Genomic DNA, 17,625 nt, shown 5'->3' with positions numbered 1-17,625 from the left:
AGCTGTTTTCGTACCTTCGTTTTCGGCCTATTTTAGGGGCGTTATTTGTCATCTACACCGCGAAAACGACCGATTACACCTCTATATCGTTAACTATCCCACTGCTTGGATGTTAAGTCGCGATTCCTTTAATTAGTTGTGGACATCTTGCTAAAAGATTGGTGTGAAACCTCACTTGTGAACAACTCGTGCTGGCAAGGAGATTTTACGCAGAATGATATTGTAAATCGATAAAAATTTTGGGTTCCAATACCGATTTTTAGCCCAAAATGCTGTGGCAGATAACGGTGTTTTGCATAGAAAATGGAATCAAACGTATACAAAACGGTACTTAACGTGAAAAAGTTGCTTTTACATTTTGAAGATCGGATCTTATCCAAGGAGAATGTCCAACCAAATTAAGCGCAAAAAGGCGCAATGCTTAGTGGAAATAATATGCGAAAAAGTGCATACCTGGATACCGGATCTTTTTTTGGACAGCCCTTGTCAAAGGCTGCAAGGGGAGACCTTTGTCCTGCGCTTTCCCTGGGCATAGGTAGCGTTATTTACCGCAGATCAGATGTAGGAACCAGTATCGAACAAGAATTCAAAGGTAAATTGGGATTTATCTCCTACCTTGAAATTCAAACCAACCGGCCAATTAAACTTTCTGCGCAAACATCCATGGGGGACGTGCATGGAATATACCTACTACAATCTACCGGGAGGATGCTGCTCATGCGCGAAGAAAAAAAAGTCTTCGCTCTTGAAGCCCGTCGGGGGATCTACGCTTACCTGCCCTCGGGTAGTTACAAGGTCACTTTACCACAAGGACGCTGGCGTATCTTTAGCTTTTACTTTCTCGCTCGGTTGTTCGACGAGCATGCCACCAAAGACTTTATTTTTTTAAAACCACTACTTGATCTGAAGACGAATAATGCGTCCACTACAGCTGTAAGCCAGCATTTTTACGCGGGAGAGATGACAGAAATTTTGATCCGTAGATTATGCCGAGGCTTAAATAAAAGGCCACTGGACAGACAGGTTGATATCATAAGGCAACTCGCTCGCCTGCTCAAGCTTTCTAAACGTAAGCTCAAGGGTAATTTTGTTCCCGGAAGCGCAGCGCATTATTGCATGCTCGCCCAGTCGCGAGTAAGGGAAGGGGTAAAACAGCAAGGGGCAGGTTTTGATCTTGCGAAGGTCTACGACCAAGTGCCTTACTCATCAAAGCATCTAGACCGAATATTCAGATCGGTATATAAACGGACAATACGGCATTATAAAAACGAAAGGGTTATCCAGCAGGCCAAAAAGCTATTGTTGCGCGGGTTCCCGATCAAGGAGGTCAGTATCCGTTGCGGGTTTGGCGAGATCCGCTCCTTTCAGCGAACCTTCAAGCTGTTTACCGGCATGCCACCTCGAAGTTTCCAGCTAAAACGTTCAAAAGCATAGACAGGTCGAAACCTGCCCTTTAGTATCCCCCAATCCTATTGATCCTCCAATTCTCATCTGTAATCCTCGCGCTGCAAGGCTTATTGTGCAAAGCTGTCGTGTTTTTGCGCAACATGGTCTCACTGCAGCACCTGTTTTCAAACGAACTTAGCAGTAGAAAATAAAGATCGCTGCGCGGTGAAGATGTGATAGGGGCATGTTTTTTTGAAAAATTCATTATCAGAAAGGAAAAGGAAAAAACAGCGAAGCCGGAGTCCGGGATGGGCTCTCGCCTAGGGCTTGTCGGCCAAAAGACGAACGTAAACAGATTCTTAATTTAAAACATGAATTAACATGAAAAGTAAAATTTTAAAAATGATCTTACCGCTGGTAGCCTTGGCGGTAACTGCTGGAAGCGCGACACTAATGTCTTTCGGCGAAAAGAAAAGTGCACAGACTGACTTGCACTGGTATTCTAGAAATCCAGATACAGGCGTGTACTCTTATGATAGAGAAGGCACCGCTCCAACAAACCCATGCGAAGGCGATGAGGTGGTCTGTGCCAAGGGATTTACATCGATGCAGGCGGATCCAAACCTGATTAACGATAACACGCCATCTCAGCAAACCTTGTTCAGAGCAGAGTAAGTGACGTTTTCATCAACAGGAAAGCCGGATCCAGAAATGGGATCCGGCTTTTTTACGTCTACCTATCGTTCTGTATCATGTCAGGATTGAAGCTTAAAACGTAATCGGGTATAGGCCATACCCAGCGCGGATCGCCCGGCGCTAGCGTATAGGTTTGCGAACCGATCTGTCGCCGCAAGGTTACTTCTGCTCCCTCGGCATTCAGTCTACGCAGGTCAGTCCAGCGTAGGCCACGATGCAGCAGCTCTTTCCTTCGCTCTTCAAGTATAATTTCCAATGCTTCAGCTTGCGGCAAAGTGCCCGAAAATCGTTCCATATCAAGAGATCCAGCCTGGTAACGGTGCTCCAGCAAATAGTGTAAGTCTTCCATAGCTTCCTCAACCATGCCCATCCTTGCATGGCATTCCGCACGGTTTAGCAGTATCTCGTCCGTAGCAATACCAGCAAAAAGAAAAGAGTTATTTTCGTAGCTTCCCTTAAAGCTCATCCCTCCGACAACCGTACGAAAGAAGACGGTTTTTCTCAGGTCAGCGTCTTGGTAAGAGGCATACAACATGCTATCGGTACGCTCCCTTGTAGTCCACAGCGGTCCGCTGACAATATCGGTCATCTTGCAAGAAAACAAGACCTCAGGGTTTACCTCGGGCTGGGGAAAAGGATTTCGCAATGCTGCATTGAGTTCCCCATAATCCAATAGCCCGCTGCTGAGGGCCAAACAGGAGTCCGCATATAATTTGGCCTGCTGGTATGCGCCCATCGTTAAATAGACCCTGGAAAGTAGACCATAAGCCGCCTGCTTACTGGGCCGTGTCTTGATGCGGCCGGAAGCACCGGGCAGGTGCAGCACCGAGGTTTCCAGATCGCTGATGATCTGCCTGTAGGTTTGTGCTAAGCTAGCCCTTTCGATCTTTTCATCAAAGCTCGTTCCCAGACGGATCGGTATTCCGGTCAGCGCCTCTGCTTGCTGGGCGTCATAATGGGGAGCAAATACCTGCGCCAAATGGTAGAAGGAATGCGCGCGGAAGAAGTGCGCGCTTCCATAGGCAAGGTTGTACGCGGTTTGATCCGCGGTGTTTATCTGCAGCTGTCCAAGCCCTTCCAGTACTATGTTGGAATAAAACACGATGCGGTAGGGATAATCCCAGTCCAAAAGTTGAGATCCGTCGTAGACCTGTGTGTTCCAGATGTAGACGTTCTGTTGTTGCTGTGGAAAGTTCGGGAAGTCTACGTCTCGTACAAAATAGTTGTCTGCACCCATCTCCCCAATGATTGGTACAGCCCCCGAGCCGGTCGATCCCTTGCCGTTCATCACCATATCATTGTCGAGAATGGCCTGATAGTCTGCTAGTGTTAGCGGTATCACCAGCGAGTCGTCCGGCTTCTTTTCCAAAAAGGCCTCCTTGGAGCAGGAAAGGACGGCGATCGCCATAAAAAGTATATAATAATTCTTCATTTCTAAAAGCTTAGGTTTGCGCCGAGAGAAAACCGCGGACGGGTAATAGCGCTGTTTACAAAATAGGGATCTATCCCACCGGGTGCCGCGGCCCAGAGCATGGAAAGCTGTGCTGCGTTAAATATCAAGGTCATGCTGGGACTGTTCTTTCGGCGAGTAAGCGCGAATCGGTAGGAAACGTTGATATCCTCCAGCCGGATGACATCGCTTTTCATAACATGTACCTCCGCATTTTGGTAGAAAAAGTCGCGATTAGCGTTCTGCGTGTAGTCGAAAGCCGGTACGTGCGTAGAAAGCTCATCGCCTGGCTGCTGCCAGCGTCTGGCGTAATCGCCGTGTCCACCCAGACCATAGATCAATCCGCTTTGGTAAAGCGAAGGGTTGCGGAAGAAGCCCCCAAAGCGGTAACTGATGTTAAAGGACAGCGATACGGCCTTGTAGGAAAAAGAGTTGAGCAGGTTTCCAAAGTGGGTGGGCTGCAGCGAGCCATGAAACTGCATATCTTCCAGCGCAGAACCGTATATAGCGGAATAATCGTCTGATATTGCGTCCTCTACATAGCCTTGCGGCTGTCCGGTCTGGAAATTAAGACCGCCCCACCGGTAGCTAAAAACAGAATATAGGGGATGATCGACCAATGGGCTGATCGCACCTGCCGTGACGTAGACGTTGCCTGTAGATGCCCTGGGCATTAGGTATCGTGTCACGCGGTTCCTGTTGTGGGAGTAATTGAGGTTCGCCTGCCAGTTCACCCTGCCGATGTTTGCCTGCCCGTTTAGCTGCAGGTCGATCCCCTTGGTGTTCATTTCTGCCGAGTTGGCATATACCGAAGAGAACCCATAGGTAGCATCCGTTGGGATAAGCGCAAGCAGATCATCAGAGTTTTTATTGTATATGTCCACGCGTCCCCAAAGGTGCTGTCCCTTACTCGCGAATTCCAGTCCAAAGTTGACCATTTTGACCTGCTCCCAGCGCAGGTCTACATTCGGAGGGTTGTTGATCTGTCCCGCTAGGTTCGGATGGCTCACGCCGCTGAGCATCAGCATCGTGGTATAGGCCGAGGTAGCGCGAGAGATGTTCCCGTTGACCCCGTAGGTAAGGCGCGCCTTGAGATAGGGAAGTAGGGTGCTCTTGTAAAAAGACTCTTTGCTGATCTCCCAGGCCCCACCTATAGACCAGAGCGGGGTTCCCTTTTGGTTGGTGTTTACCCCGAAAAGGTTGGCCTCGTCCCTGCGCATGCTGCTCTCCACAAAGTACCTTCCTGCGTAGCTGTAGTTCAGGCTTCCGTAGGCCGATACGAAGTTGTCCGTTCCCGAAGAAAGGGACTGTGAGTTTTCAATGCGCCGCTGCGATCCGCTCTGCAGAAGCGGATAGTAGGTCAGAAAATCCAGTGCTGAAACCACCGTACTGTACTCCGGATTATATCCGTAATAGGGAGCATATCGGTTTCGCCGCGCCTGCTTGTGCCGGATCTCATAACCGGCAAACCCTGACAAGTGATGGTCTGCAAAACGTTTATCGAGATTTAGCTGTCCGCGTCCCTGATGTGCTGTTGTCCGATTTTCCTCATTATGGTATATCGCGCCCAGTGGCACAATGCGCTTGATGCTGCCATCTGCCCCGAGTTGTGAATACTGGTTGATCTGGTGACGGGCGTAATAGGAATCAGCAGTATAGAGCGCCGAAAGCCTACTGTTCTGGTTTTCGTACTGATATTTTAGGTCCAGCGTTAAAAAATCAAGGATCCGGTAGTTCAATCCCACCGCGTAGAGCAGATTTTGGCGGTCGGTGGTATGCTGTTCACGATCGATTTCTTCAAGCGGTCGGTAAGTCCAGTCTAGCAGACGGCCGCTGCCGATCGTATCAACGTAACCTTTTCTTAGTGCCGGATAGATAGCTGCCGGATTACCTGCATCATCAATTAGCCTGTCATAGGGCTGGTAGGAAAAGATGCTCTTGCCGAAAGCGCCAATTTCCATTCCGCGGTTATGACCGTTTTCGGAAATATTGCGCGTGTAAAGTGTGGTCAGATCGATCCGGAGCTTTTCACTGATGGTATAACCGATGTTTGAGCGCAGATTGAGCCGGTTTTCACCTGCACCTACAAGCTCGTGCTGTCCCTTATCGTAACCTGCCGAAATAAAGTAATCAGCTTTACCCTGAAGCCCACGCAGGTTTACGTTGTACTGCTGGAGAACTTCTGTACGATAAAGGTATCGCGAGATGTCGCTCCGGACATCGTTGCCGCGCAGCGCATCAAGCTGAGCCTCGCTGTCAGGATCCCCTGCAATCAGGATCTCGGCAGCTTTGGGAATAGCATTGGTCTGGCCATATAGGCTTCCCGAACTTGCGCCATCAAAAAGCCCACGCTCATAAAGTTCCTTGGTCAGATCGATGAGATCGCTTGAGGATATCTGGGAAATTTTATACAGGTCTGGCCGGTCACGTACCGAAAGATAGCTACGGAGCTCAACGCTGGTCTTTTCCCTGTTTCCCTTCTTGCTGGTCAGCACGATCACGCCATTTGCGGCTCTAGCTCCCCATATCGATGCTGCCGATGCATCCTTGAGCACCGTGACGCTTTCAATGTCATTGGGGTTTATGTTCTCTAGATCCCCTTCATAGGGAAAGTTATCCAGTACTATTAGTGGCCGCGCGTCAGCGGAAATGGAACTTCGCCCACGCACGAGGAAGCGGTCGGTTTCTGCGGCCTGGCCATGATTAAAAAGCAGCCCAGGTGAGTTGTTCTCTATGCGTGAGAGAATATCGCGTGAGACGGAACGATCGAGTTTGTTCTGTCCGATCACATCGGCTGCCCCGACATTATCGCGGCTGTTTGCCCGGCTGTAGCCCGTGCTAACGACCTGTACATCCTCCAGCATGTTGTTTAGCGGAGAAAGTAATATCCTGTACGGCTCGCTAAGCTGCTCATAGACCAGACGCTTAGCGCGGTAACCAATTAGCGATATAGCTAAGGTGTCGCTTGGCTGGCCTATCAACCTAGCAACTCCTTCTATGTCAGTCAATCTGTTTTTCGCCGCCTCGCTAAAACTTATCGATACGCCGGATAAGGGCTTACCGGAGATGGAATCTAGCAAGATAATTGTGACCCCAGTTTCTTGCGCCCGCAGGCTACTAAAGGCAGCCCCGAAGCTTAGAACCAAAAGAAACATCATGTAATTAACTCTCATTATGAAGCCCCCCTTTCACTTATTTCCAGAAAGCGCACAGTGCGCGTATCGCTGTTAACTTTTAGGCCCATCTTTTCAAGTTCCTTGCTGAGTTTCCCTGGATCGCTGCGCAACTGTCGTATCTTCGGACGATCCAAAAGACTACCATCGATCCACAGTTCCGGATTATCACACACATAGATTGGCCTGCCGGGTGCCCAACTCGCATAATAATTCAGTTCATCCATAAGCAGGCGGATCGGTATACGGTCGCTTTCCTGCGTATTCGTCACCTCGCTTGCGCCAGTGATCGTAAAGACCGGAACATTCCGCTGCTCATGGGAGATTATTAAGTCCATCTGTGTAGCAAACTCAGGCAGAAGTAATTTACCAAGAGAATCCCTAGCGAGTTTACCTTGCCTAATCGCTTGCAGGCAGTAGCGATCGGAAGATGAAGGAGAAAGCAGTCGAGTGCTAGCGTCCTTCGCTATGCTGATCTGGTTAAAAGGAATGCCTGCAAGCTCTTGGACAATACCGTTGATGGTGCCATTAAAATAGTAGAATATACTTTTGCCTTCCTGCTGAAAATAGCCTCGCCCGTTCAACCCTTCAATTCGGCTAGTGATGTTGAAGCTGCTAATTAGCTTATCATCAAATTTGATAAGTGGATTACTGGCCAAGTGCTTAGCCAGATCCACGTTAATGTCTGTTTTTGTCTGAAAGTTCAGCTTACCATCGTCCAATGCAGCCTTTATGCTTTGCGGATCGGTCTTGCTGCCATTGCTTATCGCGGCCACCTTTCCATCGAGAATCCACACTTGATGCGGTAGGAAGATATGGGGGAAATATCCTCTAATCGTAGAATCTCCGTAGACGCCGAAAGTCTTTAGGCTATGCCTAAACAAAAAATGCTGGGTTTTCTCTGCGCTTTCTGAAGTGACGGGAATAATAACCGCGCGGGAATCAATTTCTAGGCTATCCATTTTTTTTAGCCAGGCGATACAAGGGCCGCAGGTGCTGCCAAAAAAGTCAATAATGACAAGACGCTTATTGCGCCATTCTGCAATTGCGGCCGATGTGGTCGCACCGGTGCTATCTATAATCTGCAGTGTTTCCGAATAAAACTGCTCAGGTACGGTATCGCCGATCTTGAGCTGCAAACCGGCTAGTTGCCCATTTCCCCTTTTTTTGGATCCGGTACTCTGGGCGGAAGCTAGCGCGGTAAACAACAAAAATGTAAGGCCGATCAGGATACAGCATAAGATTCCGGATGTCCTGTTATTTGTAATCTGTATATCGTTATATAAAGGGTTTTCGCTGCTTGCCAAAAGAGCATAGCATTCCCCTGTGCGTAATTTTCGCATTATTTTTAGGTCTTAGTGGATGAGAAAGAAGGATTAGGTTTTTCTATGCAAGGGTTAGTTTGAGCTTACAAAAGAGCATAGAAAATCGGTGCCCAAGCTATTCTGGCGCTTTAATGAGATTCTTGTAAAGTTGTTTTTTTTCTTTCATGGCTCACTCTTTTTTATAAGCCTTGAATCTTGGAAAGATTTTCCAATAAAGATGGGCTTGCAACCCGCATCTTAGTACAACCGAGGCTCTGGTGGGGCCCGCTTAATAATCAAAAAAATCTGACTTTAGGCTATACTTCTCCGAAGAGAAGCTGACATGTACAAGACAAGTGGGCGCAAGCCCTATCCTACAAAGGTAGGACTTTGGCGCTTCACTCGCTCTCACATGCCATAAAATTTACCAGATTTCGGTTGTGAGGCTCGTTTAACTTAATATAATGCGATCTCTCGCGAGTATTGTTAATTACTGTTTATTCATAAGCAAAGATATAAAAAAAAATAAAACTTGTCGAATTCGACAAGTTTTATTTTCAATTTAATGTGGACTTTTTCTGCATGAAAGAAAAGTATAGAGATAATTTTGTGAAAATCGGCAAAAACATAAGGGTGGCAAGAAAAGAATCAGGGCTATCTCAAGAAGAACTCGCAGCTAGATGCGAAACAGTGAATGCAGCAAAGATTAGCAAAATGGAGAATGCAAGGGAGGACTACAACTTGGCAACGTTACTGGAGGTTTGCGATGCACTGGAAATAAGTGTTCAAAAAATAATGGACGGCTTGTAGACGCTTTCCTATCGGATTTAATGCATCTAAAATTTTAAACAATATTTAGTTTGTAGCCTATTTTCAGCAAAAAATAGATTGGTGTTTCTAATGCTTATGACAACAATCCTTTGCTACTTTAAAACATCTACAATAATCTGCCTACCTTACCCTCTATACTGAATTCTAGTAAGCAGCCTTGTTAATAGGCAAAATAACTTGACGGATTAATGGCACCTCATTAATTTGTAAGTATAGCCACGAGTATACGGTAATAAGCCGTTATATCATTGTATGACTAGTGTAGTATCCCCGGAGGATACTAAAAAGCCCGTTTGCAGCGCATAGGGACAGAAAGTAGGGCTACTGCCCAACTTCCGCTTGCTCTATACCACTACCTCGAGAGATACTTTTTATAACTTCCTTTAGTTGTAGCATAGCAAACCCCTCCTGTACACTACCGAATGACTTAACACCTTGCTCCAGCTAATATTTAGTTACATGGGAATTTTCAGCATCCAGCTTCTTTATACTCTATTACGGTTTTCCGTACAGTAAACGCTTTTTTTTCTGTAATTTTAGGCACCTATTAACTGTGCTCCTTGCAAAATGAATTATGCAATTTTATCGAGTGTGGTTTATTAGCTTTAAAAAAAATGAAAATTAGAAATGGCTAAAAAAGTCCAGACTAAATCTACTGAAGAAATTCTTTGGGATTCCGCGAATAAACTACGAGGCTCTGTTGAACCTTCTGAATATAAGCATGTTGTTTTGAGTCTAATATTTTTAAAATTTGCTAACGACAAGTTTCTAAAGCGTAGAGAAGAACTGCGGCATGAAGGGAAAGATGCCTTCTTGGAAATTCCAGAATTCTATCAAGCGGAAAATGTATTTTATTTACCTGAAGAATCTCGGTGGACGTATGTTATGGAGCAGGCCAAACAAGAAGACATCACTTTAAAAATCGATTCGGCACTAAAAACTATCGAGCGAACTAATAAATCGTTAGAAGGTGCATTGCCTGACAATTATTTCTCCCGATTGGGATTAGATCAGTCGAAGTTCTCGGCATTGTTAGATACGATCAATAATATCGATACACTGAAAGACGAATCTCATGATATCGTAGGACGCGTGTACGAGTATTTTCTTTCCAAGTTTGCTATCGCAGAAGGTAAAGGAAAGGGTGAATTCTACACGCCCAAGACTATTGTGAATTTGATAGCAGAAATGATCGAGCCTTACAAAGGTAAGATTTATGACCCTTCCTGTGGTTCAGGTGGTATGTTTGTACAATCCTTAAAATTCATAGAAAACCATAAAGGAAATAAAAAAGATATTTCTATCTATGGGCAGGAGCTCACGAATACGACTTTCAAATTGGCTAAGATGAATCTCGCGATTCGTGGTATTTCGTCGAATATGGGCATGAAAGCAGCCGATACATTTAGTGATGATCAACACAAGGATCTGAAAGCAGACTATATTATGGCTAATCCTCCTTTTAACTTAAAAGATTGGCGCGCTGAGAATGAATTGATGAATGATCCTCGCTGGGCGGGCTACGAAGTACCACCGAAGTCAAACGCGAATTATGCATGGATTCTGAATATGATCTCAAAGCTTTCTCAGAATGGCGTTGCCGGATTTATTTTGGCGAACGGTGCTTTGAGCGGTGGTGGTGAGGAATATAAAATCCGGAAGCAGATTATCGAAAATGATTTGGTGGAAGCTATTTTAATTTTGCCTCAATCTATGTTTTATTCAACCGATATTTCAGTGACGATATGGATTTTGAACCGAAATAAATCCGAAAGAATAGTTGAAGTGAACGACGGTATAAAAAATTATCGTAACCGAAAAGGTAAAGTTTTGTTCATGGATTTGCGTCAGAAAGGTGAGCCGTTTGAAAAGAAATTTATTCAGTTTGGTGAAGAAGAGATTACTGACATTGCTATCCATTATCACAACTGGCAACAGCAAAACTGGCGGGAAACGTATCAGGATATCCCTGAATATTCTTACAGTGCCAGTTTGGAAGAAATGCGTAAGAAAGATTATTCTTTGGTGCCGAGTAAATATATTGAATTCGTCAACCGTGATGAAAGTCTGGATTATGATGAACAGATGCAAAGCTTACAGGCCGAACTGAAAGATCTCTTTCAACAAGAAAGCAAGTTGAAAGGAGAGGTTTCCAATGTTTTTAAAACTTTAGGATATGAGTTATAAAAGATTGGGTGATATGGTCAAATTTATCAGTAACAAAAATACTGATGGAAATGCCACGGTATTATTTGGGATTAATATTGATAAATTCTTTATGCCATCCGTGGCAAATATTATTGGTGTTGATTTAAAGAAATATAAAGTTGTAAAGAAATACCAATTTGCCTGTAATAGAATGCACGTAGGGCGTGATAAAAGATTGCCTATTTCTATGTCAACTTTCGGTTATGACTTTATTGTTTCTCCAGCTTACGATGTTTTTGAAGTCACATCTTCTGATGTTTTGCCAGAATATTTGATGTTATGGTTTAGACGTAAAGAATTTGACAGGCAATGTTGGTTCTATACAGATGCTGACGTTAGGGGCGGACTTCATTTAGATGCGTTGAAGTCGATTGAAGTAAAGATTCCTAGCATCGAAGAACAGCGACAGATTGTAGCACAATACGAGACTATAGCTAACAAAATAAAAGTCAACGAGCAGATCTGCGAAAAATTGGAGGCTACAGCACAGGCTATATACAAACACTGGTTTGTAGATTTTGAGTTTTCTAATGAAGCGGGAAAACTTTATAAATCTTCCGGCGGTAAAATGGTTTGGAATGATGAGCTTGGGAAGGAGATTCCCGAGGGGTGGGGGATAGTAAAACTACAGCATTTGATTGACAATGATTATATTTTCAAAAATCAAGATGGTAATCACGGTGAAATACATCCTAAGTCTTCTGATTTTGTACATAAAGGTGTTCCATTTGTTATGGTAAACAATGTAAAGAAATATTGTGCAGATTTAACAAACTGTAATTTTATTTCCAATGATCAAGCTCGAAAGTTGAGAATTGGATTTGCTAAAGATAATGACGTTCTTATAACACATAAGGCAACAATAGGTAAAACCGTAATGCTCTTTACAAACCATGAGAAAGTAGTATTAACTCCACAAATAACTTACTATCGTATAAAAGATAAACATAAAATGCGGTCATCATTTCTCTATAGTGTTTTTAAATCACAAGAATTTCAGAATCAGTTCGCAGCATTTTCAGAGCAATCGACTAGAAGCTATTTAAGCATTTTAAATCAGAGATTTTTGGAAATTCTTCTACCAACGTCAAACGTTATTATAAATTACGATAAGCAAACAGCGGTTTTATTAAAGCAGATATACAATTACACACAAATAAACCAAAAACTTAAGCAACTACAAAGCTTATTGTTGTCGCGTTTGGCAACGTTGGAGAAGTGAGTGAAAACCAATTATTAAAAATCAAAATATGAAAATAATCTCATTTGGAGTAAACAACTTTCGAGGTATTGGTGGCGGTATCGATAATAACACTGTTGAATTCAATAAATCCAATACGATCTTTTTATTAGGGCAAAATAACGCGGGTAAATCTAGTTTTTTGAAAGCTTACGAGTTTTTTTACAAGAATTCCGCTCCTACGGTCGAAGATATTTACAGGATGAATTCTGAACATGTTATTGAGTTCGAACTTGTGGTTCAATTAGATGATTATGATTTTCAGAAAGATTCCATTGCGAACAAAAGAGAGGGGTTGCGAAAGTGGCTCAATCCCGAAAACATGCTAAAGATCAAGCGTTCTTTAAAACCTAAAGCTGGCGCGAAAATAACCTTTGAAAAAGCTGAGAATTTTACCTGGGATTATCAAGATAATGGATGGGTCGCGAAGAATTATGGTGGTATAGGCTTAGATACCGTATTCCAAGCCGCTTTACCTACCCCAATTTTTATAAAGGCCATGCCAACTGAAGCAGAGGCAGAAGCGATAATTAATGAGATTCTTAAGCAGAAAGCTACTGCTCATCTTGAAGACAAAGAAAGGCAGGAATTAAAGGAAGCGCAAGCTAAAATTCAGGAATTGCAAAATAAGCTGTACAATCCTGTGTCAATACAGTCTTATAAAGACGAAGTGAATAAGTACTTCCAATCTTTATTCCCTAATACTAAAATAGAGTTAACTGAAAAGGACAAGTCTAAATGGACTGAAAACTCCATTGGCAAAAGCTTCTCTATACATTTTGAACATAACAACATGGGAGAAAGAGATGTTAATATACCTACCAATCACGATCGTATAGGGCACGGGGCTGTCAGGTCTGCTATTTTTTCATTACTGTTACTTAAAGATGTTGCAGAGGAATTCGAAAGACTTGAAAATAGGAAGGACTATATTGTTTTGTTTGAAGAACCTGAGTTGTTTTTGCACCCTAAATTAATGAAGCAGCTTCGTAGTTTAATATATAAAGTCAGTGAGTCTGATACCCCGTACCAAGTGTTGTGTGCCTCTCATTCTCCACAGATGATCGATATCACGAAAGAAAAATCTTCACTTGTTAGGATGATCAAAACTTCTGAAGGCACACGTCTATTTCAAATAAATGACGAATTCTTGAAAGAATCGAAAGATATAAGAACTAAGGACGAACTTAAACAGGAAATGAATGAGGTTTTGAGATTCAATCCGTTTATATGTGAATCTTTTTATGCCGATGAGGTGATTTTGATTGAGGGACCGACGGAAGAAATTATCCTAAGAGGATATCTAAATGAAGTACAGACGTCGAAGGATATTTTTGTCGTAAACTGCGGGACTGTCAATAATATTCCTTTTTTTCAAAAAATATTTTCTCGATTCAACATTAAATATCACGTAATATGCGATTCAGATGCTGCAGAAATTATGGCGCGAGATATCTACGGTTTTATTCCTTTTGAAACCGGGATTCAAAAATCAATTTATCAGCAATTTAAATTAGATCAAGAAAAGGAAAGTTATTCGTGTGGTTTATTTCAAGTAAATATTCCAACGTTTGAACCAGCGCATCAGTGTGGTGATATTTCTCAAAATTTGAGATACCCGCAAGATTACTTAGTGAATGATGGTAAACCCTATAATGCTAACCTTTATTGGAAGAATGTTTTGCACCCAAATTTGGAAAAGGAAGACGTAAATAACGTTCCTATCATCAAATTCTTGAAGAATATAGTAGCTCATAACTAAATTATGAAATATACCGAATTACAGCTAGAGCAATCATTTATACACCTTCTTACATCAGAACGTTACCGATACGTTAGCGGTGCCACTATAAATAGAACTTCTAATCAGGAGGTGTTACTCATGGAAGATTTGCGAAACCATCTGATAACTCGTTATTCTGACTTAGAAGAAATAGAATTAGAAAACCTAGTCAACGAAATAGCTTTTCAGTCCGCTTCTAACTTATACGAATCGAATAAATATATCTGCAAATTGCTATCGGATGGATTGATCTTCAAACGTAATAATCCTGCAAAGAAAGATTTACATATTCGCTATGTTGATGTCGACAATGTTTCTAATAATTTTTTTAAGATCGTCAATCAGTTGGAAATTCAAGGGACTGAATTGCGTATCCCTGATTTGATCTTATATATCAACGGCATACCTGTTGTTGTGTTTGAGTTTAAGACCACGATCGAAGAGGAGATCACGATTCACGATGCTTATAAGCAATTGACCATTCGATATCGCAGAGATATTCCTGAGCTGATGAAGTATAATGTCTTCTGTGTGATCAGCGATGGTGTGAATAATAAAGCAGGTACAGTATTTTCGTCCTACGAATTCTTTTATGGATGGAACAAGATCACTGGCGATGAGAAGAAAGCCTTAACGGGTATAGAAACCACCACATCTATTGTGCATGGTATGCTGAATCATAATAGGCTGCTCGATATTATTCATCACTTCGTACTGTTTCCAGATACCTCAAAGCACGAAGTCAAAATATTAACTCGTTATCCTCAATATTATGCCGCGAATAAACTGTATGAAAATATTCTAGCACACCGTAAACCTCATGGTGATGGAAAAGGGGGGACGTATTTTGGAGCCACGGGTTGTGGTAAAAGTTTTACCATGTTGTACTTGTCTCGGTTGCTGATGCGCTCGACTGATTTTGCTAGTCCCACGATCATTATCATTTCAGACCGTACTGATTTGGATGATCAGTTGTCTCGCGATTTTACAAATGCCAAAGATTTTATTGGGGATGAAAATGTCATCAACATCACCTCAAGACAGGATTTGCGTGCGCGGTTGAAAGGTAGAGAAAGTGGTGGTGTTTTTCTAACCACGGTTCAGAAGTTTGCTGAAGACGATCAAATACTATCCGACCGAAGCAATATCATTTGTATATCGGACGAAGCACATCGCTCGCAAGTCAATTTAGACCTCAAGGTAAAAATCGATGAGGTTAAAGGGGTCACTAAATCCTATGGTTTTGCGAAATACTTACATGATTCGTTGCCAAATGCAACGTATGTAGGGTTTACTGGAACACCGATAGACAAAACTTTGGAAGTATTTGGTGATGTCATCGATCAATATACGATGTTCGAATCGGTTAATGATGAGATCACCGTCCGGTTAGTCTATGAAGGGAGAGCAGCTAAGGTCAATTTGGATTATAATAAAGTTCAGGAGATCGAACAATATTATGAGAACGTCATGCGTGAGGGCGCTTCGGAATATCACGTGGAGGCCAGTCAAAAGTCGATTGCTAAAATGGATGTGGTGTTGGGTGATAGTGATCGCTTGAGCGCTATAGCGAATGATTTTATAACCCATTATGAAAATCGTTTGAAGGAGAATGCCACGGTTGCGGGCAAAGTGATGTTTGTCTGTACCTCGAGAACCATCGCTTACAAGCTATATATAGAAATTTTAAAGTTACGTCCGCAGTGGGGGGAGGTGATGTTGGCTGAAGGATTGACTGAAAGGGAACAGATAGAAATTAAGCCGATTGAACGTGTCAAGATGGTCATGACGCGGAATAAAGATGATGACGAGAGGTTATGGAATATCTTAGGAAAAGAAGATAAATCTGAATTAGATCGCCAGTTCAAGCAAATCAAGTCAAACTTTAAGATTGCTATTGTGGTCGATATGTGGTTGACTGGTTTTGATGTTCCTTTTTTGGATACCATTTATATCGATAAGCCTTTGCAAACGCATAATTTAATACAAACTATCTCCCGTGTCAATCGCAAGTATCCAGGGAAAGATCGTGGGTTAGTAGTTGATTATATCGGTATAAAGAAGAACCTCAATCATGCTTTGGGATTATTCAACAATCAAACTGCGGATGATGATTTTGAAGATATCACAAAAGCGGAGATTATCGTCAGAGATCAAATTGACCTATTACGTCAGTTCTTTCACCAGTTTGACACATCCGATTATTACACAGGTCTACCTGTTGCGAGATTAAATTGTCTGAATAGGGCTTCGGAGTTAGTTTTGAATACGGAGGATTCTGAAAACTTCTTTGTGAATGTGACTAAAAAATTGAAATCGGCATATAATTTAGTCAGCGGATCGGAGCTGTTTACCCCTACAGAGGTGGATGAAATCCATTTCTATTTTGCTATTAAATCTATTGTGGTCAAGCTGACCAAAGGTGATGCACCAGATACCGCTCAGATGAATGAGAAGGTGGCCGCGTTAATGGAAGAGGCGATCATCTCAGAAGGGGTGGAGGAGATATTCAAGTTGGATGACAACAAAGCTAATGCGATTGATTTGTTCAATGATAAGTTTATCGAAAAAATATCCGATCTGGATCTGCCTAATACCAAAATCAAGATATTAGAGCGGTTGCTAAAGCAAACTATACAAGATTTTAAGAAGGTCAACAAGGTAAAAGGACAGGATTTTTCGGGTCGTTTGCAGAGCATCATCAATAGATACAATGAGCGGAGCGAGGGCGATATTTTGGATTATGAAGGTATTCAGTTTGATACAGCCGAACAGATGTTGGATCTTATCATTAAGCTACGTTCCGAAATGGACTCCTTTCAAGACTTGGGTATTGATTATGAAGAAAAGGCATTCTACGACATCCTTGATATGATTTGTAAGCAGTATGGTTTTGAGTTCGATTCTGATAAAATGCTTGAACTAGCTAAAGAAATTAAAGCTATTGTAGATAGTACGGCTAGATATCCAGACTGGTCGGATCGGGATGACATTAAGGCTCAGTTGAAAATGGATATCATTGTTAAACTCCATCAATATGGTTATCCCCCGATTACTCAGGATGATGTATATAAGAATGTGTTAGAACAAGCAGAGAATTTTAAGAAGAATAGGTAATGAGATATTTGGCGGTAATTATGATGTTATTTACATCATTCAAAATTGACAAAACAGAATCGATAGAAGAGCATTCTATTGATCAAGTTTACTCTAAGGTTGAGCTGGACTCGGGAACTTTAAATGAGGATGGCGAAGACATTGATTTTATTTTCGTAGAGGATGAAATTAAAGCTGGAAGGTATGAAGTTTCTATCACCGATGGTCCTGGTGACTTGTATGAAATTAACGGTACTGATTATTTTGTAAAATTCATAGGTTATTATGGCTATGCTGGCTATGGCGAGGAAGGTCTTCTAATAATAAACTCATATGGTACTGGTAAATTCATGAAATACGACGATTGAATTTAGCAAATTGTAATTTAACTGTGAAGGATTCCAATCTTGTTACAAGATTGGAAAAACAAAAAAACATTCTATTTAGAAACACGCGAA

General features: G+C 42.4%; 11 protein-coding genes. 8 read left to right on the top strand and 3 right to left on the bottom strand.

Going from position 1 to position 17,625, the window contains the following annotated elements; translation table 11 throughout:
- Window positions 1–435 precede the first annotated feature (435 nt).
- Window positions 436–1,434 carry a helix-turn-helix domain-containing protein gene (locus SCB77_RS11250; protein ID WP_320186537.1) on the top strand — a complete coding sequence of 333 codons (999 nt, stop codon included), beginning with the start codon at window positions 436–438 and terminating at the stop codon, window positions 1,432–1,434.
- Between the two features lie 333 nt (window positions 1,435–1,767).
- On the top strand, window positions 1,768–2,061 hold the full coding sequence (locus SCB77_RS11245; protein ID WP_320186536.1) for a hypothetical protein: 294 nt from the start codon (window positions 1,768–1,770) through the stop codon (window positions 2,059–2,061).
- A 58-nt stretch (window positions 2,062–2,119) separates the two neighbouring features.
- Here SCB77_RS11245 and SCB77_RS11240 read toward each other — a convergent pair whose 3' ends face one another.
- From SCB77_RS11240 to SCB77_RS11230, 3 genes are read right to left on the bottom strand one after another with little or no spacing between them, the layout of a single operon-like run.
- The gene (locus SCB77_RS11240) at window positions 2,120–3,514 is read right to left on the bottom strand and encodes a RagB/SusD family nutrient uptake outer membrane protein (RefSeq protein WP_320186535.1); all 1,395 of its coding nucleotides are present in this window, start codon (window positions 3,512–3,514) and stop codon (window positions 2,120–2,122) included.
- 2 nt (window positions 3,515–3,516) lie between these two features.
- Entirely contained in the window at window positions 3,517–6,705 is a 3,189-nt protein-coding gene (locus tag SCB77_RS11235; protein ID WP_320186534.1) for a SusC/RagA family TonB-linked outer membrane protein, read from the bottom strand.
- Window positions 6,705–8,048, bottom strand: coding sequence for a TlpA family protein disulfide reductase (locus SCB77_RS11230; protein ID WP_320186533.1), 1,344 nt, complete (start codon window positions 8,046–8,048; stop codon window positions 6,705–6,707). The genes SCB77_RS11235 and SCB77_RS11230 overlap by 1 nt, the downstream gene beginning before the upstream one ends.
- Before the next feature lie 543 nt (window positions 8,049–8,591).
- On the opposite strand from SCB77_RS11230, the gene SCB77_RS11225 reads away from it, so the two are divergent.
- The 6 genes from SCB77_RS11225 to SCB77_RS11200 all read left to right on the top strand — a co-directional run bounded on the left by SCB77_RS11225 (window position 8,592) and on the right by SCB77_RS11200 (window position 17,535).
- The gene (locus SCB77_RS11225; RefSeq protein ID WP_320186532.1) at window positions 8,592–8,819 is read left to right on the top strand and encodes a helix-turn-helix domain-containing protein; all 228 of its coding nucleotides are present in this window, start codon (window positions 8,592–8,594) and stop codon (window positions 8,817–8,819) included.
- A 648-nt stretch (window positions 8,820–9,467) separates the two neighbouring features.
- Window positions 9,468–11,027: a type I restriction-modification system subunit M gene (locus tag SCB77_RS11220; RefSeq protein ID WP_320186531.1), complete on the top strand. Its 1,560-nt coding sequence runs from the start codon at window positions 9,468–9,470 to the stop codon at window positions 11,025–11,027.
- Entirely contained in the window at window positions 11,017–12,270 is a 1,254-nt protein-coding gene (locus SCB77_RS11215; protein WP_320186530.1) for a restriction endonuclease subunit S, read from the top strand. Before SCB77_RS11220 ends, SCB77_RS11215 begins: the two co-directional genes overlap by 11 nt.
- A gap of 28 nt (window positions 12,271–12,298) precedes the next feature.
- Complete coding sequence (locus SCB77_RS11210; RefSeq protein WP_320186529.1) at window positions 12,299–14,050, top strand: ATP-dependent nuclease; 1,752 nt, start codon at window positions 12,299–12,301, stop codon at window positions 14,048–14,050.
- 3 nt (window positions 14,051–14,053) lie between these two features.
- The gene (locus SCB77_RS11205; RefSeq protein WP_320186528.1) at window positions 14,054–17,188 is read left to right on the top strand and encodes a type I restriction endonuclease subunit R; all 3,135 of its coding nucleotides are present in this window, start codon (window positions 14,054–14,056) and stop codon (window positions 17,186–17,188) included.
- Complete coding sequence (locus SCB77_RS11200; RefSeq protein ID WP_320186527.1) at window positions 17,188–17,535, top strand: hypothetical protein; 348 nt, start codon at window positions 17,188–17,190, stop codon at window positions 17,533–17,535. The genes SCB77_RS11205 and SCB77_RS11200 overlap by 1 nt, the downstream gene beginning before the upstream one ends.
- Window positions 17,536–17,625 lie beyond the last annotated feature (90 nt).

The sequence above is a fragment of the Sphingobacterium bambusae genome (genome assembly GCF_033955345.1).
In the GTDB taxonomy this organism is placed as follows: Bacteria; Bacteroidota; Bacteroidia; order Sphingobacteriales; family Sphingobacteriaceae; genus Sphingobacterium; species Sphingobacterium bambusae.
The sequence above is the reverse complement of the archived record's forward strand: the minus strand, read 5'-3'. Positions and strand labels throughout refer to the sequence as shown.